The 19,917-nt window shown below is 57.9% G+C and carries 26 protein-coding genes and 1 pseudogene; 11 read left to right on the top strand and 16 right to left on the bottom strand.

Annotation, left to right across the window (positions count from 1 at the left end; translation table 11 throughout):
- The 10 genes from AC221Y_RS07850 to pyrC all read right to left on the bottom strand — a co-directional run.
- Positions 1–436, bottom strand: a 436-nt coding sequence (locus AC221Y_RS07850) for an RraA family protein (RefSeq protein ID WP_486707117.1), incomplete at its 3' end; no start/stop codon positions are given.
- A gap of 42 nt (positions 437–478) precedes the next feature.
- On the bottom strand, positions 479–667 hold the full coding sequence (locus tag AC221Y_RS07845; protein WP_486707116.1) for a hypothetical protein: 189 nt from the start codon (positions 665–667) through the stop codon (positions 479–481).
- A 12-nt stretch (positions 668–679) separates the two neighbouring features.
- A complete protein-coding gene (locus AC221Y_RS07840; protein ID WP_486707115.1) occupies positions 680–1,441 on the bottom strand; it encodes an ABC transporter ATP-binding protein in 762 nt (253 codons plus the stop codon).
- Positions 1,438–2,214 carry an MlaE family ABC transporter permease gene (locus AC221Y_RS07835; protein ID WP_486707120.1) on the bottom strand — a complete coding sequence of 259 codons (777 nt, stop codon included), beginning with the start codon at positions 2,212–2,214 and terminating at the stop codon, positions 1,438–1,440. Before AC221Y_RS07835 ends, AC221Y_RS07840 begins: the two co-directional genes overlap by 4 nt.
- Positions 2,211–3,251, bottom strand: a complete 1,041-nt coding sequence (gene alr / locus AC221Y_RS07830) for an alanine racemase (RefSeq protein ID WP_486707119.1) — start codon at positions 3,249–3,251, stop codon at positions 2,211–2,213. The genes AC221Y_RS07835 and alr overlap by 4 nt, the downstream gene beginning before the upstream one ends.
- 558 nt (positions 3,252–3,809) lie before the next feature.
- Positions 3,810–3,950, bottom strand: a complete 141-nt coding sequence (locus AC221Y_RS07825) for a hypothetical protein (RefSeq protein WP_486707114.1) — start codon at positions 3,948–3,950, stop codon at positions 3,810–3,812.
- 40 nt (positions 3,951–3,990) lie between these two features.
- On the bottom strand, positions 3,991–4,146 hold the full coding sequence (locus tag AC221Y_RS07820) for a hypothetical protein (RefSeq protein WP_486707113.1): 156 nt from the start codon (positions 4,144–4,146) through the stop codon (positions 3,991–3,993).
- A gap of 65 nt (positions 4,147–4,211) precedes the next feature.
- Positions 4,212–5,723, bottom strand: a complete 1,512-nt coding sequence (locus AC221Y_RS07815; protein ID WP_486707112.1) for a replicative DNA helicase — start codon at positions 5,721–5,723, stop codon at positions 4,212–4,214.
- A gap of 166 nt (positions 5,724–5,889) precedes the next feature.
- On the bottom strand, positions 5,890–6,570 hold the full coding sequence (locus AC221Y_RS07810; RefSeq protein ID WP_299753190.1) for an orotate phosphoribosyltransferase: 681 nt from the start codon (positions 6,568–6,570) through the stop codon (positions 5,890–5,892).
- A 48-nt stretch (positions 6,571–6,618) separates the two neighbouring features.
- Positions 6,619–7,659, bottom strand: a complete 1,041-nt coding sequence (pyrC, locus tag AC221Y_RS07805; RefSeq protein WP_486707118.1) for a dihydroorotase — start codon at positions 7,657–7,659, stop codon at positions 6,619–6,621.
- Positions 7,660–7,825: 166 nt separating this feature from the next.
- Between pyrC and AC221Y_RS07800 the strand changes: the two genes are divergently transcribed.
- The 9 genes from AC221Y_RS07800 (at position 7,826) to ureG (ending at position 13,698) form a co-directional block, all read left to right on the top strand.
- The gene (locus AC221Y_RS07800; RefSeq protein WP_486707111.1) at positions 7,826–8,632 is read left to right on the top strand and encodes an urease accessory protein UreD; all 807 of its coding nucleotides are present in this window, start codon (positions 7,826–7,828) and stop codon (positions 8,630–8,632) included.
- Positions 8,633–8,645: 13 nt separating this feature from the next.
- Positions 8,646–8,948 (top strand): urease subunit gamma, encoded by a 303-nt coding sequence (locus AC221Y_RS07795; protein WP_486707110.1) that lies wholly within the window; start codon positions 8,646–8,648, stop codon positions 8,946–8,948.
- 43 nt (positions 8,949–8,991) lie between these two features.
- A complete protein-coding gene (locus tag AC221Y_RS07790) occupies positions 8,992–9,279 on the top strand; it encodes a hypothetical protein (RefSeq protein ID WP_486707109.1) in 288 nt (95 codons plus the stop codon).
- A 9-nt stretch (positions 9,280–9,288) separates the two neighbouring features.
- Positions 9,289–9,594 (top strand): urease subunit beta, encoded by a 306-nt coding sequence (locus AC221Y_RS07785; RefSeq protein ID WP_299750758.1) that lies wholly within the window; start codon positions 9,289–9,291, stop codon positions 9,592–9,594.
- 137 nt (positions 9,595–9,731) lie between these two features.
- A complete protein-coding gene (ureC, locus tag AC221Y_RS07780; protein WP_299750761.1) occupies positions 9,732–11,441 on the top strand; it encodes an urease subunit alpha in 1,710 nt (569 codons plus the stop codon).
- A 198-nt stretch (positions 11,442–11,639) separates the two neighbouring features.
- Complete coding sequence (locus tag AC221Y_RS07775; RefSeq protein ID WP_486707108.1) at positions 11,640–11,768, top strand: hypothetical protein; 129 nt, start codon at positions 11,640–11,642, stop codon at positions 11,766–11,768.
- Between the two features lie 124 nt (positions 11,769–11,892).
- The gene (locus AC221Y_RS07770; protein ID WP_486707107.1) at positions 11,893–12,429 is read left to right on the top strand and encodes an urease accessory protein UreE; all 537 of its coding nucleotides are present in this window, start codon (positions 11,893–11,895) and stop codon (positions 12,427–12,429) included.
- On the top strand, positions 12,338–13,060 hold the full coding sequence (locus AC221Y_RS07765) for an urease accessory protein UreF (protein ID WP_486707106.1): 723 nt from the start codon (positions 12,338–12,340) through the stop codon (positions 13,058–13,060). Before AC221Y_RS07770 ends, AC221Y_RS07765 begins: the two co-directional genes overlap by 92 nt.
- Complete coding sequence (gene ureG, locus AC221Y_RS07760) at positions 13,057–13,698, top strand: urease accessory protein UreG (RefSeq protein ID WP_299750772.1); 642 nt, start codon at positions 13,057–13,059, stop codon at positions 13,696–13,698. The genes AC221Y_RS07765 and ureG overlap by 4 nt, the downstream gene beginning before the upstream one ends.
- On the opposite strand, the gene AC221Y_RS07755 is transcribed toward ureG, so the two are convergent.
- The gene (locus AC221Y_RS07755) at positions 13,665–14,639 is read right to left on the bottom strand and encodes a phosphoadenosine phosphosulfate reductase (protein WP_299750775.1); all 975 of its coding nucleotides are present in this window, start codon (positions 14,637–14,639) and stop codon (positions 13,665–13,667) included. The genes ureG and AC221Y_RS07755 overlap by 34 nt on opposite strands.
- A gap of 171 nt (positions 14,640–14,810) precedes the next feature.
- A pseudogene (locus AC221Y_RS07750) lies at positions 14,811–16,029 on the bottom strand (acyl-CoA dehydrogenase).
- A 175-nt stretch (positions 16,030–16,204) separates the two neighbouring features.
- Here AC221Y_RS07750 and AC221Y_RS07745 point away from each other — a divergent pair.
- Entirely contained in the window at positions 16,205–16,534 is a 330-nt protein-coding gene (locus tag AC221Y_RS07745) for a hypothetical protein (protein ID WP_486707105.1), read from the top strand.
- Positions 16,535–16,583: 49 nt separating this feature from the next.
- Here the strand turns inward: AC221Y_RS07745 and infC are convergent, their stop codons facing one another.
- Complete coding sequence (gene infC / locus AC221Y_RS07740; RefSeq protein ID WP_299750808.1) at positions 16,584–17,075, bottom strand: translation initiation factor IF-3; 492 nt, start codon at positions 17,073–17,075, stop codon at positions 16,584–16,586.
- A 264-nt stretch (positions 17,076–17,339) separates the two neighbouring features.
- On the opposite strand from infC, the gene AC221Y_RS07735 reads away from it, so the two are divergent.
- Positions 17,340–17,954, top strand: a complete 615-nt coding sequence (locus AC221Y_RS07735) for a hypothetical protein (RefSeq protein ID WP_486707104.1) — start codon at positions 17,340–17,342, stop codon at positions 17,952–17,954.
- Positions 17,955–18,014: 60 nt separating this feature from the next.
- On the opposite strand, the gene AC221Y_RS07730 is transcribed toward AC221Y_RS07735, so the two are convergent.
- The 3 genes from AC221Y_RS07730 to AC221Y_RS07720 form a co-directional block, all read right to left on the bottom strand.
- Positions 18,015–18,860 carry a ferredoxin--NADP reductase gene (locus AC221Y_RS07730; protein ID WP_486707103.1) on the bottom strand — a complete coding sequence of 282 codons (846 nt, stop codon included), beginning with the start codon at positions 18,858–18,860 and terminating at the stop codon, positions 18,015–18,017.
- Positions 18,861–18,928: 68 nt separating this feature from the next.
- Positions 18,929–19,348, bottom strand: a complete 420-nt coding sequence (locus AC221Y_RS07725; RefSeq protein WP_486707102.1) for a DUF934 domain-containing protein — start codon at positions 19,346–19,348, stop codon at positions 18,929–18,931.
- Positions 19,345–19,917, bottom strand: a 573-nt coding sequence (locus AC221Y_RS07720) for a phosphoadenylyl-sulfate reductase (protein ID WP_486707101.1), incomplete at its 5' end; no start/stop codon positions are given. The genes AC221Y_RS07720 and AC221Y_RS07725, both read right to left, overlap by 4 nt.

Genomic DNA, 19,917 nt, shown 5'->3' with positions numbered 1-19,917 from the left:
TGTCGAGAAGTCTGTCGTAGATATCGGGCATCACCAAACCGTCCCGCACTGCCTTGTCGCCTTCTGCTTCCATCGTGAGGATGCTTGCGGATCGCTCAGCCACAGCGTCAATCCCGTCGAAGGGCGCCGCGACGACGCCGTCCCGGTCTGCAACGATCATATCGCCTGTTTCCACGCGCTGTGCGCCGATATTCACCGGCAAGCCTGCCGTGCCGGGACCTTTTTCGTAAGGTGTTGCGGCAACCGAGCCTGCGCACCACACAGGCATTCCAAGCGCAATCAATCCGGTCACATCGCGCACCGGACCATCGGTTATCATCGCCGCCACGCCTGCGTTCCTCATCATACCAGCAAGCGAGTCACCGAAAGCTGCGCAGCCTTGGTGGCCGTCAAAGGCATGCACCACCACGTCGCCTGGCGTTGCGATGCGTTTCACTGCATGCAGCGACAACAAATCCGCAGCCCCCGGTCCAGACCGTCAATGCCGGTCCACAGACGGCCGGCGGCAGAGCGGGGTCCAGATGCCGGATGTGCTAGAAAGCGCGCCGCGTCCGTTCATTGCGTCCGACACGACAGCCGTAGGCACACCGGTGAAGGCTTCGATCTGCGCCTCAGAGGGGCGTCGCGACGGGCGTTTGATCGTGAGAAGCGGCGGACCTTCGTACATGGGATGGTCTCCTTAGCGAACAGACTCGATCGGGCCTTCGGCGCTGCCGGTGATGAACTGAGTAAGATAGGGATCTCCACTGTTGTCCATTTCCGCCACAGGGCCGGTCCAGCGGATTTTCCCGCCATGTAGCATTGCAACCTTGTCGGCAATCGCGCGTACGCTGCTCATATCATGTGTGATGGTAATGGCCGTGGCGCCCATTTCGACGACAATTTCGCGGATCAGTTCGTTGATGACACCTGACATGATCGGATCAAGGCCGGTGGTTGGCTCGTCAAAGAAGATGATCTCGGGCTCGGCGGCAATCGCGCGGGCAAGGCCAACGCGCTTTTGCATGCCGCCCGACAGTTCGCCGGGAAACTGATCCGCCACATCTGGCGTCAGCCCGACGCGGCGCAGCTTCTCGATGGCAATCTCGCGGGCCTCGTCTTTAGGGCGCTTCTGCGATCCGCGCAAAAGGCGGAAGGCGACGTTTTCCCAGACGTGCAAACTGTCAAACAGCGCGCCGCCTTGAAACAACATGCCGAACCGGGCCAGAAACGTATCACGCTCGGACGAGCCCTGGCGAAGCTGCGTCACATCCTGCCCCTCGACCATGATCTCGCCCTTATCAGGCGCAATAAGTCCCAGAACGCTTTTCAGGCACACCGATTTGCCGGTGCCCGAGCCGCCGATAATCACCATGCTCTCGCCTGTGGGGATCACCAGATCGACGCCCCGAAGAACCTCTTTTGACCCGAAGGCTTTATGAACACCGCGAAGTTCGATCATCCTGCGAAAAACATCTCTGTTAGTATGAAGTTTGCGCCAAGGATCAGCACGCTCGCCGCCACAACCGCGCCTTTGGTGGCCGCACCCACACCCGCAGCACCGCGCTGCGACCGCATGCCGAAATAACAGCCCATCAATGCCGCAATGAACCCAAAGACTGCGCCTTTGGACAGGGATGACACGATGTCGACCCATTCAAGAAAGTCGATGGTATTGGTCAGATAGGTCGAGGCATTGAAGCCAAGACGGTTCACGCCGACCAGAAACCCGCCCATGATCCCGATGGTGTCGCCAACTGCGACCAGCACCGGCATAACCACGGTGGCGGCCAGTACGCGCGACAGGGTGAGGTATTTCATCGGATGGGTTGAAAGCGTCACCAATGCGTCGATCTGCTCGGTCACTTTCATCGTTGCGATCTCGGCGGCGACGGAAGACGTGACGCGCGCGGCGATCATCAGGCCCACTAAGACGGGGCCCAACTCGCGCACCATACCGATGGCGACGATCTGAGGGACGACAGCTTCGGCCGAGAAGCGCGCGCCGCCTGCGAAAATTTGTAACGCCAAAGCGCCGCCGGTGAAGATTGTGGTCAGCCCGACAACCGGCAGCGAATTCCAGCCAATTTGTAATAGCTGCACGCCAAATTCACGCGGATACCACGGCGGACGGGCCAGATGGCTGATCGTGTCGAAGGCGAAGATCGCCACACGGCCGATAGCGGCCAAAGCGCCCAGGACAAACGCCCCTATCGCGGCTAGAAACCTCACTATGCGCCCTCGTATCGGCGCGCATAGCGATGACCAAGCGAGGTCAGAATTTCATAGCCAATCGTGCCTGCGCACGCGGCAAGATCATCGACGCTTTGATGCGTGCCTAAAACGTCCAAAGTGTCCGGCACCTCGTCCAGATGGGTCACGTCGACGGTAATAAGGTCCATCGAAACACGCCCCACAACGGGGCAAGCCACGTCGCCTGCATAAATCTGCGCGCCTTGGCCCATCGAACGGATCAGCCCATCGGCGTAACCCGCAGAAATCGTCGCAATCTGGCGTTCGATATCGGCTTCCCACGCGTTGCCATACCCAACCGTTTCAAACGGGCGCACGGTGCGTGTCTGAACGACCGGGACCGACAGACGCACAACAGGCGTCGCTTCGGTGAACGGCAAGCCGCCGTAAAGCCCGATGCCCGGACGCACGAGCTCGAAATGATATTCCGGGCCGAGCAGAAGTCCGCCAGTCGCGGCCAAAGATCGCCGCGCGACACCTTCGGTCATCTCGACAAAGGCCCGCAACTGTTGGTGGTTCATTGGATGATCGGGCGTGTCGGCGCAGGCCAGATGCGAGATCACCAATCTTGGCCCCGCCGCCATCAGATCGCCGCGCAAAGCCGCCCAGTCGTTGGGCTCCATCCCTAGTCTGTTCATTCCGGTGTCAAGCTGCACACCAAAGGCGTGCCCCGGCGTTTCAGAAAAATGACGTGCCACCTGTTCGGGGCTGTTCAGCATTGGGATCAGATCTGCTGAATGTAACGCGTCTCCGTCCCCCGCCATATGGCCGGAAAACACGTAAATATCGGCGCCGTCGTCCACCACATGACGCAGGGCCACGCCTTCGCCAGCCAAGGCCACAAAAAAGCTGCGTACGCCTTGTGCCGTCAGCCTTCGCGCAACACGGGCGACATCAAGACCGTAGGCGTCTGCTTTGACGACCGCTGCGGTTTCGACATGATCCGCAGACATCGCGTCCAGCGCCCGCCAATTGGCGGCCACGGCGTCAAGATCGATGAAAAGCTCTGCTGCACCCATGGATATGGGTTTCCGACAAGGGGCGGGGCGGGTCAAGGGAAAAGCCAGCGTCAGACCCCGGCTGAAAACTCCACCATCAGATAGAATTGGCCAAACGTGGCCAAACTTGCGCGCTCTCAAAAAGGCGCCGAGCATCCAGACCAATGGCATAGCGCCAAATGCGAGCACCCAATAAGTGATAGAAAACATGATCCAGGGATCGTCTCGGATAACCAAAACAAGCACCACGATCACCGCGAGCGGGTAAAACAATGCGGTGGCAACAAGGATTTGCCGAGCACCAGCAGTGCCTTGCGTATCGTTCATGGAACCCTTTCCTTTAACGTTAAAGGAGTTTTCCGCTCGCGCCGTAACTTTTCGCCTATGAGACAGTCGACGTCCGGGTTCAGATGATACGACGCCTAAGCGGCCTCCAGCGGACCTGCCAACTCAATCACAGGTTTACGCGGCACCGTTATGGGGAAGTCTTTCCAATCGCGCATCTTTCAACATGATCCGCAGCCTGAAAAGGGGTGAGAACTCGCCTTAGCGCATGCGTGGCACGCGGTTCTCGAAGTATCACGAATAGGCAAAATCGGTGCCTTGCGTAACGATATCGTAAAACGCTTTGACATCCGCACGCGTCTCAAGACAAAGCGCCATTGCCTCAGCTATGGCGACCACGTGTTCGGCGACCAACGTCTCATAAACTAGCTTCATGAGATTGCCTGACCCGGACGGCCCACATTGATGGATCATCTCACTGCAGGCCTTCAATGCGGCCCGCAACATCGGCAATGGACTGGCCCGCGGTGACGCCAAACTCCGACACGAACGCGGCGACCGCCACTGCGCTTGGATTGAAGACAAAGACGCTGCCCGGAAATGTTGCCGTCAGCTTGGCCGTCGTCGGCATCCCCATCGCACCGTGCCCGATAGATCCTTAGTTCATGACGTTTCCCCCTGAAAAACGTCGGCCTCTTAGAATCCGACGTCGCCGCCACCACTGCCACCACCGTTTTGCTGCCACGGCTTCACCAGATTGCCAAAGCGCGTAAATCGCCCCTCAAAGCTAAGCTCTACCGTGCCAATCGGTCCGTGACGCTGCTTGCCAATGACAATCTCGGCGCGTCCGTGTAGGCGCTCCATCTCTTCTTGCCACTTGCCCATGGCTTCCAGTTCGTGATCGCCGGGCTTTTCGCGTTCCTTGTAATATTCCTCGCGGAACACAAACATCACGACATCGGCGTCCTGCTCGATTGAACCCGATTCCCGTAGGTCCGACAGCTGAGGCCGCTTGTCTTCGCGGTTTTCCACCTGACGCGATAACTGCGACAGCGCGATCACCGGAATATCCAATTCCTTGGCAATCGCCTTCAAACCTTGGGTAATTTCAGAGACTTCGTTGACCCGGCTGTCTTTGGCCGTCGCGGGCCGCACAAGCTGTAGATAGTCCACGATCAACACATCAAGCCCGTGTTCGCGCTTCAAACGCCGCGCGCGCGCCGCAAGCTGGCTGATTGGCAGGGCAGGCGTGTCGTCGATATAAAGCGGGCAGGCTTCCAGCGATTTGGCGGCCTCGACAAAGCGGCGGAATTCGGTTTCAGTCATATCGCCGCGCCGGATCTGTTCTGACGGGACTTCCGATGCTTCGGACAGAATACGCGCCGCCAATTGCTCTGCCGACATCTCAAGCGAATAGAACCCCACAACACCGCCATCGACCGCGCCTTCGGTTCCGTCCTGTCGTATGCCGCGCTTGTACGCCTTTGCTATATTGAACGCGATGTTCGTCGCCAGCGACGTCTTACCCATCGATGGACGCCCGGCAAGGATCAGCAAGTCAGACTTGTGCAAACCGCCCAGTTTCTTGTCCATATCCGTCAGGCCGGTTGAGACGCCTGACATCCCGCCTTCGCGCTGATAGGCGGCGTTTGCCATGTTAACAGCGTCCGTTACCGCGCTGAGAAAGCTTTGAAATCCCTGATTGACCTGTCCAGCCTCGGCCAGCTTGTAAAGCGCCTGTTCGGCCTCAACGATCTGTTCGCGCGGCTCTGACTGCACTTCGACGCGGGCCGCTTTGTCCGAAATATCGCGGCCTAGATCCATCAGCTTCCGGCGGATGGCAAGATCGTAGATCATCTGTGCGTAATCACGGGCGGCGAAAGACGAGATCGCCGCTCCGGCAAGCCGTACGAGGTAATTGGCGCCGCCCAACTCTTTCATGCCGGGATCGTCTTCCAAAAACGCCTTCAGCGTTACGGGTGAAGCCAGCGCGTTCTTTGCGATTCGCGCGGAAGCGATCTCGTAGATTCGCGCATGTACCGGGTCATAAAAGTGGGTTTCGTTGATCACTCCGGCGACCCGATCAAACACATCGTTGTTGGTCAGGATCGCGCCCAGAAGCTGCTGTTCAGCCTCGATATTATGGGGCGATGTCTCGGTCTCGCCCACGTCTTTTTCGCCCGTTCGGATCGTTGCGATCTCGTTCATCCTGCCCTCGTCCATAAGGTCCCCACCGTGTCCATTTGGCATACGCTTAAAGGGCAGGCGGCGTCTATCTGGATATCATGTGGACAGCCTGTGGACGCTTTGGGAGCCACACTATATTGCGATGAGCGGGGGGCTTACGTCAACATAGTGTGAAATTTGCGCGAAATTAATTTCCCGCGCGTGCGTCCTGCCAACGTCGAGGTGCGCGCAGAAACGTCTCGACTTCGCGGAGTGTTTCGTCGTCAAAAGCTTCGCTGTCGCGCGCTTCTTTCAACACGTCCCACCAGGTGCACAGGTGATGCAATTGCACCCCGTGATCGGCTAGCGTTTGGATGGTCTCGGCGAAGATGCCGTAGTAAAAAATCACCGCCGTATGTCCGCAGGTCGCGCCCGTTTCGCGGATCGCATCCACGAACGACAGTTTTGAGCCGCCGTCGGTCGTCAAATCCTCGACCAGCAGCACGCGATCGCCTTCTGACATCACGCCTTCGATGCGTGCATTGCGCCCGTAACCCTTTGGCTTCTTGCGCACATACGTCATTGGCAATGCCATGCGTTCGGCCACCAAAGCCGCAAATGGAATGCCCGCAGTCTCGCCGCCCGCGATATTGTCAAACGCCTCGTATCCGGCGTCGCGCATCACTGTAATGGTCATAAAATCCATCAAAGTTGAACGAATGCGCGGGTAGGAAATCAGCTTCCGGCAGTCAATATACGTCGGCGACGGCAGTCCCGAGGCAAGCGTGAACGGTTCGCGCGCATTGAAATGCACTGCGCCAATTTCCAACAACATGCGCGCTGAAAGCCGCGCAATCTCGTCTCTGTCCGGATACCCCGAAGGAATCATTTGGCCGCTCCGTCTTTTGGGGCGCGCATGGCGCCCGGTTCGTCAATACTATGCCGTGACCCGCCAATAAAGCGGTCGTCCCGGATCGAAAACCGTCACTGGCCCAGCGCCCGTCTCAATTTCGGCCGGCCGGCTAATCGCCGCGCCCTTTTCAAGCGTGATGGTGTCTTGGTTCACCGGCAGGCCATAGAATTTCGGCCCGTTAACCGAGGTAAACGCCGCCAGCCGGTCCAGGGCATCTGCACCCTCAAAGACCTCAGCAAGACACGACAGCGCAACAGGGGCTGTGAAGCATCCCGCACATCCGCAGGCGTTTTCCTTGGTATCCGTCGCGTGCGGCGCAGAATCCGTTCCCAGAAAAAACCTTTGATCCCCGCTGGTTGCGGCCCGCACCAAAGCCTCGCGATGACTTTTGCGTTTCAGGATCGGCAGGCAATAATAATGGGGTCGGATACCGCCCACAAGCATATCGTTCCGGTCCAACATCAAATGCTGCACCGTTATTGTCGCGGCCAGATCGTCGCCACCGTTGCTGGCGTAGGCGGCAGCTTCCGCAGTCGTGATATGCTCCATCACGACGCGCAGACCGGGCGTCGCGCGCCGGATCGGGTCAAGCACTTCGTCGATGAACACCGCCTCGCGGTCGAAGATGTCGATCTCCGTGCGCGTCACTTCTCCGTGGACACAAAGCGGCAGACCGATCTCAGCCATCCGTTCCAAAACCGGGCGCACAGTGTCGAAATTCGCAACCCCGCTTGCAGAATTGGTCGTCGCACCCGCTGGATAAAGCTTCACCGACTTGACCAGACCGCTGGTATGCGCGGCTGCCACATCCTCAGGGTCGGTCGTCTCGGTTAGGTAGAGGGTCATTAACGGTTCAAACACGACCCCCTCGGGCAACGCGGCCAATATCCGGTCCCGGTACGCCGCCGCCTGATCAGCTGTCACCACCGGTGGCACAAGATTGGGCATGACAATCGCGCGAGCAAAATGACGGGCGGACCAGGGCAAAACCCCCTCCATCATTGCCCCGTCGCGCAGGTGCAGGTGCCAATCATCAGGGCGGGGGATCGTGAGGCGTTTGGTCATGGCCATGATTTAGCCCAAGCCGTTTCCAAGCACCAGTGTCGAGACGTTCGCCTAATTAATAAGCAGCTCGCCAGAATTTTGCGCCCGGTCAACGAAGATTTGACCCGATTGATTGCGACCGCTGGTCGGGCCGTTAGAGTTCATGAAGAAACAGGCAAAAATTACCATGCTCGATACGTACATCCCCATTCATCAGCGCAGCAAAGGCACCGCTCGGGTCGTGCTTGGGCACGATGGGGCTGTGGTCGATTTGTTCCAACAAGGTTCTGCAAAAGCCATTCTGCCGCGCGTCCACACAGACGTGCCCGAGGTTGTTTTTCTGAATACATCTGGCGGCCTTACAGGTGGGGATCGCCTATCTTTCTGCCTAGATATCGCTGACGAAACAACTGTTATGGCGGCCACGCAAACAGCTGAACGTGCCTACGCAAGCAGTGGTGGATCAGCCGAAGTTGACGTTGATATCCGCGTTGGGTCAGGCGCGTTCTGTCTTTGGATGCCACAAGAGACGATCCTATTTGAGAGCGCGTCTATGCAGCGGAAAACTCGCGTCACGTTGGCCGAAGGCGCGCGATATCTAGGCGTAGAAACGCTTGTTCTTGGCCGCGCGGCGATGGGTGAGGTGCCGCGGAACCTCGACTTTAGCGACCTGCGGCAGGTCTTTTTGGACGACAGCGTGCCGCTTCACGCTGAACACATCGCCCTGACGTCCAACACTCTTTTAAGCCGTGAGAATCGAGCAGGGCTCGCTGGCAACACGGTGTTCGCCAGCTTGGTTTATGTCGCTTCGGACGCACAAGACCACCTCGAACACGTTCGTCGAATTGCCAATGCAACCGCTGTAGTCAGCGCCTGGGGAAACCGGCTTTTGGTGCGCGTCGAGGGGTGTGATAGTTGGGATGTTCGACTTACTTTAGTGCCTATTATCAAAGCGTTGGGCGTCAATCACGTGCCGCGCGTCTGGCAAATCTGAACGGAATAATGACATGAACCTGACGCCTCGGGAAAAGGATAAATTGTTGATCTCATTGGCGGCTATTGTGGCGCGCGCACGCCTTGCGCGCGGTGTGAAGCTGAACCACCCTGAAGCGATTGCCTTGATCACCGACTATGTCGTCGAAGGCGCGCGCGACGGTCGGTCCGTGGCCGATCTGATGCAGGCAGGCGCCCATGTAATCACCAAAGATCAGTGCATGGATGGCATCCCCGAGATGATCCACGACGTCCAGGTCGAGGCTACGTTCCCGGACGGCACCAAACTTGTCACCGTGCATCATCCGATCCGATGAAATCTGTTAGGCTGCGGCAAATCACGTCTCAGGAGGGCACATCATGTTGGGTACTTTGATCCTTGGCATCGCGGCTGGCTGGATCGCGCCATACGCCGAACCAAAAGTGAAATCAGCGCTGGAGAAAGTTCTATTGGATGACATTCCAATCGAGCCGATCGAAATGCGGCTGATTGCCTTCGCCGTCTGTCTGGTCGGCGCGGCGGTATTGTCGATGGCCTTCGCAGAACCGCACGCCGCGCCGCTCGCTATCGGTGCAGCCATTGGCATCTTTGCGCCGCGTCTGATTTCGAAATGGAACGCCTCGAAAAGACCCGATTATGACAGTTAAGGAAGATGAATGATTCCCGGTGAAATTTTCCCCGCTGACGACGATATTACCCTGAACGAGGGGGCCAAAAGCGTCGTTTTGATGGTTGCCAATACCGGCGACCGTCCGGTTCAGGTCGGCAGCCACTACCATTTTGCTGAAACAAACGCCGCTCTTGAATTTGAACGAGAAACCGCGCGTGGCATGCGACTTGATATCGCCGCTGGAACGGCAGTGCGCTTTGAGCCGGGACAGCGACGCGAAGTGCGGCTTGTGCTTTTCGGCGGCGCCCGCAAAGTCTTCGGGTTCAATCAAAAAGTGATGGGCGCGCTTTAAGCCATGTTGTCGGATCCCAAAATCCAGCTTTGCGGCGTCCTGGCCCCATCGAGCGCGAGTATTGCGCCGTTAATCATTGTTAACGTCCCTGACCAAACACATTTAGTTTGGCCTTCTTTCCAAGGATCCGTCTGAACATGCCGATACAAATCACCCGCGCAGCCTATGCCGATATGTATGGTCCCACCACCGGCGACCGCCTGCGCCTTGCCGACACCGACCTTATTATCGAGGTGGAGCGCGACCTTACGACTTACGGCGAAGAGGTGAAATTTGGTGGTGGTAAGGTGATCCGCGACGGCATGGGGCAGGCCCAGACGAGCCGCGCCGAGGGCGCTGTGGATACTGTTATTACCAATGCGCTGATCGTGGATCACAGCGGCATTTACAAAGCCGACGTTGGGCTGCGGGACGGTAAAATTCATAAAATCGGCAAAGCTGGAAACCCCGATACCCAGAACGGCGTGGACATCGTGATCGGTCCCGGCACCGAAGCCATCGCAGGCGAGGGGCGCATCCTGACGGCGGGTGGATTTGACGCTCATATCCACTGGATTTGCCCGCAACAAATTGAAGATGCACTGCATTCCGGGATGACGACGATGCTGGGTGGCGGCACCGGACCTGCGCATGGAACGCTTGCAACCACCTGCACGCCCGGCCCTTGGCATATCGGACGGATGCTGCAGGCGATGGACGATGTTCCGATGAATGTCGCGTTGTCTGGCAAAGGCAACGCCTCGCTTCCGGCGGCCTTGCACGAGATGGTGAATGCCGGTGCTGCCGCTCTTAAGCTTCATGAAGATTGGGGCACGACGCCGGGGGCAATTGATTGCTGTCTAAGGGTTGCTGACGAAATGGACGTTCAGGTGATGATCCACACCGATACGTTGAATGAAAGCGGATTTGTCGAAAACACCGTCGCCGCAATCGGAGACCGCACGATCCATGCGTTTCACACCGAAGGCGCGGGGGGCGGGCATGCGCCCGACATCATCAAGGTCTGTGGTTTGCCGAACGTCATTCCAAGTTCGACCAACCCGACGCGTCCCTACACGGTGAACACCCTAGAAGAACATCTCGATATGCTGATGGTGTGCCACCACCTCGACAAGGCGATCCCTGAAGACGTCGCCTTCGCCGAAAGCCGCATCCGCCGTGAAACCATTGCCGCCGAAGACATTCTTCATGATATGGGCGCGTTTTCTATTATTGCATCTGACAGCCAAGCCATGGGGCGCGTCGGCGAAGTTGCGATCCGAACCTGGCAAAGCGCTGATAAGATGAAAAAACAGCGCGGTCGCCTGGCCGAGGAAACCGGCGAGAACGATAACCTTCGTGTGCGTCGCTACATTGCCAAATACACAATCAACCCGGCAATCGCACACGGTATCAGCGCCCATATCGGATCGATTGAAGAAGGCAAGCGGGCCGATCTTGTCTTGTGGAACCCGGCCTTTTTCGGTGTGAAACCCGAGATGGTTTTGCTAGGCGGTTCAATTGTCGTCGCTCAGATGGGCGATCCCAATGCGTCAATCCCGACGCCGCAGCCGGTCTATTCACGCCCTATGTTTGGAAGCATGGGGCGCGCGGTTCAGCGTAGCGCGGTTGCCTTCATAAGCCGGGCTGGACAAGACGCCGGAGTTGCGGAGGCTCTTGGGCTTCAGCGCGACACGATTGCCGTCGAAAACTGTCGTGGGATTGGCAAAAAAGACATGGTTCTGAACGATGCCATGCCGTTCATAGAAGTTAACCCCGAGACATACGAAGTGCGCGCCGACGGCGAGCTTCTCGTCTGCGAGCCAGCCGAAGTTTTGCCGATGGCGCAGCGATATTTCATGTTCTGATGTTGGGAGAGCACGACATGAAAGGTGCCGCAGGCCAGGGCACGCAGGCATCCAGCTGCGCCCAATACGCATGGCGGGGTTGCAAACTTGGCGATTGTGCAGGCGCACTGCGCCCCCCACGTAACCGATATCAAGATAATCAAACTCCAGCCCCCTCCGAGGTCTATTATGGTATCCCGTGCTTTTTTCGCGACTGTTATGGCCGCGCTTACTCCGACCACCCGTTTCAACGACCTGTTCGCGATGAGCGACAGTCAATTGGCCACCCGTGGCTACGACCGCGATGGTCTTGCCCGCAGCCACATCACCGGCATCGCCGGCTTCTAGGTCTATCGGCGCGGCGCGCTTCGACGACGACATCTGACGCCCTCTCAAGAGGTGTGTCAAAATTTCACGGCCCGCCCGGACATCGTCCGTCGCGGGCCGTTTTGTTTGCCGAAAGGTTTTTGCCATGACCACGTTGCCTCTTTGCCAATTCATCCGGCCCCGCAAAGGCCATGGCTTAACGGACCGTTGCCATCTGACCTACGAGGATCGTTTCTTGCGACGCAAAGTGCTGACAACCGAGGCAGGTTTGAGCTTTCTCGTCGATTTGGAGGGCGCCACACATCTGAACGACGGCGATGCCTTCGCCCTTGACGACGGCCGCCTCATTTCCATAACGGCGGCGCCCGAAGACCTGATGCAGGTGACCGGCGATGACCTTCTGCGGTTCGCCTGGCACATAGGCAATCGTCATACGCCCTGTCAGGTCGAGACCGCAAGATTGCTGATTTCACGCGACCACGTCATCGAGGCGATGCTGGTGCAACTCGGCGCGGAATTAACGATTGTAAACGAGCCGTTCCTTCCCGAAGGAGGGGCTTATGGTCTTGGTCGCACCTTTGGACACGACCATGGGCACGATCACGGCGATGGGCACACACATGATCAGGGACACAATCACACCCACGACCATAGCAACAGCCATTCCCACGACCATGACTGACGCGGGCCTTCTGACCCTCACGCATTGGCTGTCGCCGGTATTTCCGGTGGGCGGATACGCCTATAGTCAAGGCCTTGAGGCAGCGATCGAGGCACAAGATGTGCGCGATGGCGCCAGCCTTACGGATTGGCTTGGGACGGTTTTGCGTGACGGAAGTGGTCAGGCTGATGCGATTTTTCTGTCATGTGCAATGGCCCAAAACGCCGATTATGCCGATCTGAACGCCTGGGCGTCGGCCCTCGCACCGGCCGCCGAGCGTTGGCAGGAAACAGCAGAGCAGGGGGCGGCGTTCACCCGCGCCGTTAACGATCTTAAAGACGAAACCGAAGCGGCCGTCGCCTTGCCGATTGCGGTCGGGCGCGCGGCGAAGTCGCTGGGGCTTGTGACTGAACGCGTGGCTGCGCTTTACCTTCAGGCGATGATTGCAACGCTTGTCACGGGGGCTGTGCGACACATTCCGTTGGGTCAGGCGCAGGGGCAAAAGGTCATTGCGGCATTGATGCCCACAGTCCTTTTTGTGGCGGCCGCGGCAAAGGGTAAAACGCCCGCCGACATCCGCAGTTCTGCGTTTGGGGCGGACCGCGCTGCTATCACTCACGAAACCCAAGAGATACGGATTTTTCGCACATGAAAAGATTGCATGGACCCCTTCGTATCGGCATTGGCGGCCCTGTCGGCGCGGGAAAAACCTCGCTGACCGAAGCGCTCTGCCGTGCAATGGCCGGCCGCTATTCCATCGCTGTCATCACCAACGATATCTATACCCGTGAAGACGCCGAGGCGCTGACCCGCGCGCAAGTTCTGCCCGCAAATCGGATCCGGGGCGTGGAAACCGGAGGCTGCCCACATACGGCGATCCGCGAGGACGCTTCAATCAATCTCGCGGCTGTCGCCGATCTGCGCGAGGCGTTTCCCGACCTTGATATGATCCTGATCGAAAGTGGTGGTGACAACCTTGCAGCGACGTTTTCCCCTGAACTGGCAGACCTCACGATCTATGTGATCGACACCGCTGCCGGGCAGGATATCCCGCGCAAAAAAGGCCCGGGGCTAACGCGCTCGGACCTTTTGGTGGTGAACAAACTTGATCTTGCGCCTTATGTCGGCGTGGATCCGGACCTTCTTGCGTCGGATGCAAAAGCCGCGCGCGCGGGTCGCCCGCATGTTATGGCGTCGATCAGGCAGGGCAAAGGGATCGCTGAAATCGTCGCTTTTGTGGAACGCGCAGGCGGGTTTCAGGCCACCCCGGAGCCCGCCTCGACCCTTTGACCCGGCACTGCGCGACCTTGTTCCTTTAGGCGCGCCTCGGCGGCTTCAAGGTGGTGGCGAAAGCGCGGGATCGGGCGGTCTGCCAAAACAGCACGACACAAAAGTGCTGTGAGATAGGGGCGGTCTTCGGCGATGACACGCGCAAGAAGGGCCCGCAGATACGGCATATGCCGTCGCCTTGATCGCATTTTGCGCGCAACCTGAACTGGCGTCAGGCAACAATTCACCGCAACTTCGCAAAGCCGCGATATAAGCCCCATCGTGCGCAAATCACCATCAATTGCGCCCGAGCGACCGCGCCTGTAGCGATGCTTGAAAATATTTGGTCCTCGAAACAACGCGGCGTGCATTGCGTCTTCAACTTCGTCCGGATCGTAGATGATATAGGCAGAGTCTGCGGCTTCAAGCATGTCAGGCGCAAACCCGTAGCGGGACGAGAAATCCATCCGCCGTGTGCCTTCAAACCGCGTATCCCATTCGGTTAACTCGCGCGCCAATGTCGCTTGAGGAGACACCGCGATCACAGTTGCACCAGGGGCCACGACGGAAAACGCCGCCGCCGCGTAGCCACACATGCCCGCGCCGTAGAAGATGACCTTGTCGAAATCTTCGAAGAAACCCTCGTCGACCAGCCGGTCGAAATAGCCGTAAACGAAGTGGCTTCGGTACCAAGTTTCCTTCATCGCCAGTAGCGTCAGATGCGACCAGCCGCGGTTTTCACAGACGTCAAATCCAAGCGGCATGCCTGTTTCGCTAACGGCGCGTGTACCGGCAAGCGTTTCAAATGACACGAAAAGTACATCCTGCGACCGGTCAACAAAGACCGCCGCGTGATCATCACCCAATGGTGAAAAATATCCTTCTTCCTCGCCAATATCCTCAAGCTGAACAAGCCATTGGGTATCAGTGAGGTCGTCGGATAAAGCAGCCCCCGCTACCATATCACTCGTCCCCTACACACTACTCGGTTATCCTAGCGGGGTAGAGGGGGGACTGGCAAGCTGTGGCTTGGCGACAAACCGGGGCGATTGTTTCGCGTTTGAAAACGGCAAGGTAGGGGCGCCGCCCGCCGGTTTACGCCGCCCCCCGGAGTATTTCTCCCAAGAAGAAGTTTAGAAAAACGCCTGAAGGTCGGTTTGCGCCCGCCCCAAGATCAGGGCGTGGATGTCGTGTGTGCCCTCGTAGGTATTCACGGTTTCAAGGTTCATCATATGGCGAATGACTTGAAACTCTTCACTAATTCCGTTCCCGCCGTGCATGTCCCGCGCCATGCGCGCTATATCAAGCGCCTTGCCGCAGTTGTTGCGCTTGATCAAGCTGATCATCTCGGGGGCGGCGTTGGCGGTGTCCATAAGTCGACCAACTTGCAGGGCCGCCTGCAGCCCTAAGGTGATCTCGGTCTGCATATCGGTAAGCTTTTTTTGAAACAGTTGCGTCTGTGCCAAAGGCTTGCCGAATTGCTTGCGATCAAGCCCGTATTGGCGCGCGGCGTGCCAGCAGGCCTCGGCCGCGCCCATAACGCCCCACGCAATGCCGTAACGCGCACGGTTCAGGCAGCCGAATGGGCTTTTTAGACCTGCCCCACGGCAAAAGCGCGTCCTCGCTGACCTCGACGTTTTCCATCACGATCTCGCCGGTGACCGAGGCGCGCAAGGATTGCTTGCCGCCAATTTTCGGAGCCGACAGGCCCTTCATGCCTTTTTCAAGGACGAAGCCTTTGATCTTGCCATCATGCGCATCGGACTTGGCCCAGACCACGAAGACATCCGCAATCGGGCTGTTGGAAATCCACATTTTTGCGCCGTTCAGCACGTAGCCGCCATCGGTTTTGCGGGCAGTTGTGGTCATTCCGGCGGGGTCTGATCCCGCGTCCGGTTCGGTCAATCCAAAGCAGCCAATTAACGCGCCACTGGCGAGGCCGGGCAGATACTTCTGGCGCTGGTCTTCGGTGCCATAGGCATAGATCGGGTACATCACCAGCGACGATTGCACCGACATCATCGAGCGATACCCTGAATCGACACGCTCGATTTCGCGCGCGACAAGCCCGTAGGTGACATAGCCAGCTCCAAGGCCGCCGTAACTTTCAGGGATCGTCAGGCCTAACAAACCAGCCGCGCCCATTTCCGCAAAAATGCCCGGATCAACGATTTCCTCAGCGTAAGCTTTGCGCACTTTCGGCGCCAGAACATTCGACGCAAACCCGCGCGCCGCATCCGCCAGCATCCGCTCTTCCGCGGTCAGTTGATCGGACAGGCGCAACGCATCTTCCCAATCGAAACGACCAAGGTCGGGGGCGTCTTTGGATTTCAACGGCGATTGAAGGTGCATGGCGCCCTCGAAAAAGGGTGCGTAAGAATCGCCCGGAGTGTCGCGCAATCAGGACCGAAACAAAAGGGATGCGCACTCTGGTCGTCGGTCCTCGGACGTGGTTTTCAGCAGGGATGGATTTGATCCGTGATATCTGTTCGGGACTGCGGGCATTGCCGGTCTGGTGCAGATTCGGATGGCCGGTATTCTGGCGCCAGTGAATCTTGTGGCCCTTTGGTTTGTTTCAGAACTCTACGGTGTTCTGGTCGCGATGCTTGCGGTCGGGGATATGGTTCCCAACCTGTTCATACTTATTTGGACGCGCGGTTTCGGGCCGGAAATGGCCATTCCGCATCTGATCTTCTGGCCACTGCTTCTTGCACTGATCCTTTGGCTGCGAGGCACCGGCGTTGGCGCGCATTTTGCCTTATACTTTTGGGTTCTGTTTGCGGCTGATCTGGTATCGGTGGCGTTCGATCTGCGCGAAGCGGTATCATTGGCAGCCAAGCGAACACGGGCAAAATAAAACCCGGTCCAAATGGACCGGGTCTAAAAGCCTTTTTCAGATCAGAGGCTTACTTTGCCGGCCCGATCATCATCACCATCTGGCGACCTTCCATCTTCGGCATGTTCTCGACCTTGCCGATGCCTTCGACGTCATCCGCCACACGCTCTAGAAGTTCGCGCCCGAGGTTCTGGTGTGCCATTTCGCGACCACGGAAACGCAAGGTGATCTTCACTTTGTCGCCATCTTCCAGAAAGCGCATCACATTCCGCATCTTCACATCGTAGTCGTTGGTATCCGTATTGGGACGGAATTTGACCTCTTTGACTTCGATAATTTTTTGCTTCTTCCGGGCCTCGCTCTCGCGCTTTTGCTGCTCATATTTGAACTTACCGAAGTCCATGATTTTGCAAACGGGAGGGGCCGCGTTTGGAGAGATTTCAACCAGATCAAGTCCGGCTTCAATCGCCATTTCTACGGCACGTTCGGGCGTGACAACGCCGACGTTTTCTCCTTCAGCGCCAATAAGGCGAATTTCGGGTGATCGGATATGTTCATTGATCCGGGGGCCAGTGTTACGCGCCGGGGGTGCGTTGTGTGGTCTGCGAGCGATGGTGGTCGTCCTTTTCGTTGTGATTGTTCTGGTTGCGTAAAATAAGGGCAGACGCGGCAGCTTTCAACCAGAAAGCACCGCGTCGGGCGTGGGCTGGGAACTGTGCTGTTTTGGCCGTGTTTCGTCGGTTTCATTGGGACGCAACATCGGGGCTGGACATTGGACCCGCGCATGCTGATGACGCGCGGAGTTTGGTTAACAGGAGACCCAGTTATGAGAAATTTAGGTATTGTCGTTATCATTCTTGTCCTCGCGGCGCTAGGTTGGTTTTTGCTGCAAGGTCAAGGCAATGAGCCCACAGTTGTCGAGGCCCCTGCAGCGGTAGAAGTGCCGGCCGTTGAAGTGGAAGAAGTCGTAGAAGAGGCCGCTGAAGCAGTCGACGCAGTCGAAACCGCCGTTGAAGGCGCGGTTGAAGCGGCGAACGAAGCCATCGACGAGGCCTCGACGGCCGTAAACGAGGCGGTGTCAGAAGCTCTTGAAGAAGGTTCTGCTGTGGCAGAGGCTGTAAGCGGTGCCGTCAACAATCTTACCGAACAGGCGCAGGACGCCGTTGAGGGTGTGGCGGACGATGCAACCGGTGCAGCCAGTGAAGCACCAGAAGCTGCAACCGAGGCTGCGACTGAAACTGCAACCGAAGCCACGCAAGCTGCTGAAGTCGCAACCGAAGCACCTGCCTTTGATGCCGCCGCGCTGCGTGCTCAAGTGGATGGAAGCGATCTTGGCGCTTTGACCAAGACCACGCTGAATGCAGCAATCGGTTCTGCTGAAAGCAATCCTGAACTGGTTCAGGGTGTGCTTGATCAGATCAGCGAAGCGCTCGGTAACTAAAGTAATGGGCCGCGCCGGGATAATCCTGGCGCGGCCTGCATACCATCGACTGGCGCTTATCTAGTCGAGAAACGCTTTTTCCACGACGTAGTGCTGTGGACGCGAGTTTGCGCCTTCGACAAGGCCATAGCTTTCCAGCATATCTTTGATTTCCAAGTTAAATGCCAAATTCCCGCAGACCATCGCACGGTCCGCCTCGGGCGTCAGTTCCGGCACGTCCAGGTCAGCGAACACCTCGCCCGCGCGCATCAGATCGGTGATTCGGCCCATCTTCGGGCTCTCTTCTCTGGTGGTCGTCGGATAATACCGCAGTTTATCGGCAAAGCCTTCGCCGATCAGCTCGGCTAGCATCTCGTCGCCGCGGATCGCCTCGATCAGATCGCGCCCATATGTCAGCTCACCAACTCCGCGGCAGGTGTGGGTGACGATTACTTCGTCGTAGTCCTCGTAGGTCTGAGGATCACGCAAAAGCGACGCAAAAGGCGCGAAGCCTGTGCCGGTCGCAAACAGCCACAACCGCCTGCCCGGCAACAGCGCATCATGCACCAAAGTGCCGACGGGTTTGGGGCGCAGAATGATCTCGTCACCCGGTTTGATGTGCTGCAGTTTCGAGGTCAAAGGCCCGTCCTGAACCTTGATCGAATAAAACTCCAACTCGTCATCCCACGACGGCGACGCAATCGAATAGGCCCGAAGCAGAGGCTTTTGTTTGCCCGTCTCGGGGTCCGGATCGCCCATCAAGCCAATCATCACGAACTCGCCCGAGCGGAACCGCAAAGACGCAGGCCGCGTACACCGGAATGAAAACAGGCGGTCGGTATAGTGTTTCACTTCCGTCACGGTTTGCGCGTTGGGCAGGGGGACGGGTTTTGATGTCGCTTGGGTCACAGGAGATTGCTCGGTCATTGTTATTCGCGACCCTTCACAGGGCCGCCCTTCGTTTAAACGTTGATGTCGATCAATAGAAGTGCGGTTCAGGCGCGCAGCCGCGACTGATAGTCATGGGCCTTCCAATTGGTGCGCGCCAACCACTGATCCTCGGGTTGGCGACGGGCCAGATCATCGTTGATCTCGACCTCGTCAAACCCCGATCGCCGCACCATCGCATATTGGTCAGCAATCACATGGCCTTTGGCGCGCAATCGCCCATGAAAACCCATCAGTCGTAGGCGTCGCGCAATCGTGAAGCCGCGACCATCGGCAAAACTTGGAAAATCCACGCAGATCAGATCGATATCATTTAGCCGAGCCTCAAGCGTCGATGGGTCGGCGTCGCTTCCCAAATCAACCGCTACAGCCGGGGGCGCATCATTCGCCGCAAGCTGGTCAAGCGCGGTAAATCCCTGCGTCCAGTCGTCGGCACCAAAGCCGCTATCGGTTACAATCACGCTCATATCTGTACCTCTGCCACGCGCTGAACAACTTGGCCGTTAACCACATGTATCCCACATTCGGATTTGGCCTTTCCGCGCCACCGGCCAGCCCGCAGGTCCTCGCCGGGGGCCACGCGCGTTGTGCAGGGCGCGCATCCGATTGACGCGTATCCCTTGGCCACCAACGGATGCCGGGGCAGGCGGTTGTTCTGGATATACTCCTGCACATCCTCGCGCGAGAAATGCGCCAAAGGGTTGATCTTGATGTGATTCTCGCCGTCCGCCTCAAAGAACTGAAGGTTCGCGCGCTTGCCGCCCTGAAAGCGTTTCCGCCCGGTGATCCAGGCATCGAACGGCTCCAAGGCGCGGGCCAAGGGTTCGGCCTTGCGCATTGCGCAACAGGCATCGGGGTTCGTCGCATGAAGCCGATTGTTGGCGTCATTAACGAAGGTTAAGTCGCGATCAGGTCCGCTCACCTGTACGTTCGTTAACCTTAATTTCGCGGCGACGTCACGTTGATAATCAAGCGTTTCCGGGAACAGCATTTCGGTGTCGAGGAACAGCACAGGCGTCGTGCGATCAATGACCGA

This window comes from Boseongicola sp. (assembly GCF_057460485.1).
The sequence above is the reverse complement of the archived record's forward strand: the minus strand, read 5'-3'. Positions and strand labels throughout refer to the sequence as shown.

Coding starts and splice junctions, on each gene's coding strand:
- AC221Y_RS07845 (WP_486707116.1), bottom strand. CDS start 667: ATGTACGAAGGTCCGCCGCTTCTCACGATCAAACGCCCGTCGCGACGC.
- AC221Y_RS07840 (WP_486707115.1), bottom strand. CDS start 1,441: ATGATCGAACTTCGCGGTGTTCATAAAGCCTTCGGGTCAAAAGAGGTT.
- alr (WP_486707119.1), bottom strand. CDS start 3,251: ATGGGTGCAGCAGAGCTTTTCATCGATCTTGACGCCGTGGCCGCCAAT.
- AC221Y_RS07825 (WP_486707114.1), bottom strand. CDS start 3,950: ATGAAGCTAGTTTATGAGACGTTGGTCGCCGAACACGTGGTCGCCATA.
- AC221Y_RS07820 (WP_486707113.1), bottom strand. CDS start 4,146: ATGCCGACGACGGCCAAGCTGACGGCAACATTTCCGGGCAGCGTCTTT.
- AC221Y_RS07815 (WP_486707112.1), bottom strand. CDS start 5,723: ATGAACGAGATCGCAACGATCCGAACGGGCGAAAAAGACGTGGGCGAG.
- AC221Y_RS07810 (WP_299753190.1), bottom strand. CDS start 6,570: ATGATTCCTTCGGGGTATCCGGACAGAGACGAGATTGCGCGGCTTTCA.
- pyrC (WP_486707118.1), bottom strand. CDS start 7,659: ATGACCAAACGCCTCACGATCCCCCGCCCTGATGATTGGCACCTGCAC.
- AC221Y_RS07800 (WP_486707111.1), top strand. CDS start 7,826: ATGCTCGATACGTACATCCCCATTCATCAGCGCAGCAAAGGCACCGCT.
- AC221Y_RS07795 (WP_486707110.1), top strand. CDS start 8,646: ATGAACCTGACGCCTCGGGAAAAGGATAAATTGTTGATCTCATTGGCG.
- AC221Y_RS07790 (WP_486707109.1), top strand. CDS start 8,992: ATGTTGGGTACTTTGATCCTTGGCATCGCGGCTGGCTGGATCGCGCCA.
- AC221Y_RS07785 (WP_299750758.1), top strand. CDS start 9,289: ATGATTCCCGGTGAAATTTTCCCCGCTGACGACGATATTACCCTGAAC.
- ureC (WP_299750761.1), top strand. CDS start 9,732: ATGCCGATACAAATCACCCGCGCAGCCTATGCCGATATGTATGGTCCC.
- AC221Y_RS07775 (WP_486707108.1), top strand. CDS start 11,640: ATGGCCGCGCTTACTCCGACCACCCGTTTCAACGACCTGTTCGCGATG.
- AC221Y_RS07770 (WP_486707107.1), top strand. CDS start 11,893: ATGACCACGTTGCCTCTTTGCCAATTCATCCGGCCCCGCAAAGGCCAT.
- AC221Y_RS07765 (WP_486707106.1), top strand. CDS start 12,338: ATGGGCACGATCACGGCGATGGGCACACACATGATCAGGGACACAATC.
- ureG (WP_299750772.1), top strand. CDS start 13,057: ATGAAAAGATTGCATGGACCCCTTCGTATCGGCATTGGCGGCCCTGTC.
- AC221Y_RS07755 (WP_299750775.1), bottom strand. CDS start 14,639: ATGGTAGCGGGGGCTGCTTTATCCGACGACCTCACTGATACCCAATGG.
- AC221Y_RS07745 (WP_486707105.1), top strand. CDS start 16,205: ATGGCCGGTATTCTGGCGCCAGTGAATCTTGTGGCCCTTTGGTTTGTT.
- AC221Y_RS07735 (WP_486707104.1), top strand. CDS start 17,340: ATGAGAAATTTAGGTATTGTCGTTATCATTCTTGTCCTCGCGGCGCTA.
- AC221Y_RS07730 (WP_486707103.1), bottom strand. CDS start 18,860: ATGACCGAGCAATCTCCTGTGACCCAAGCGACATCAAAACCCGTCCCC.
- AC221Y_RS07725 (WP_486707102.1), bottom strand. CDS start 19,348: ATGAGCGTGATTGTAACCGATAGCGGCTTTGGTGCCGACGACTGGACG.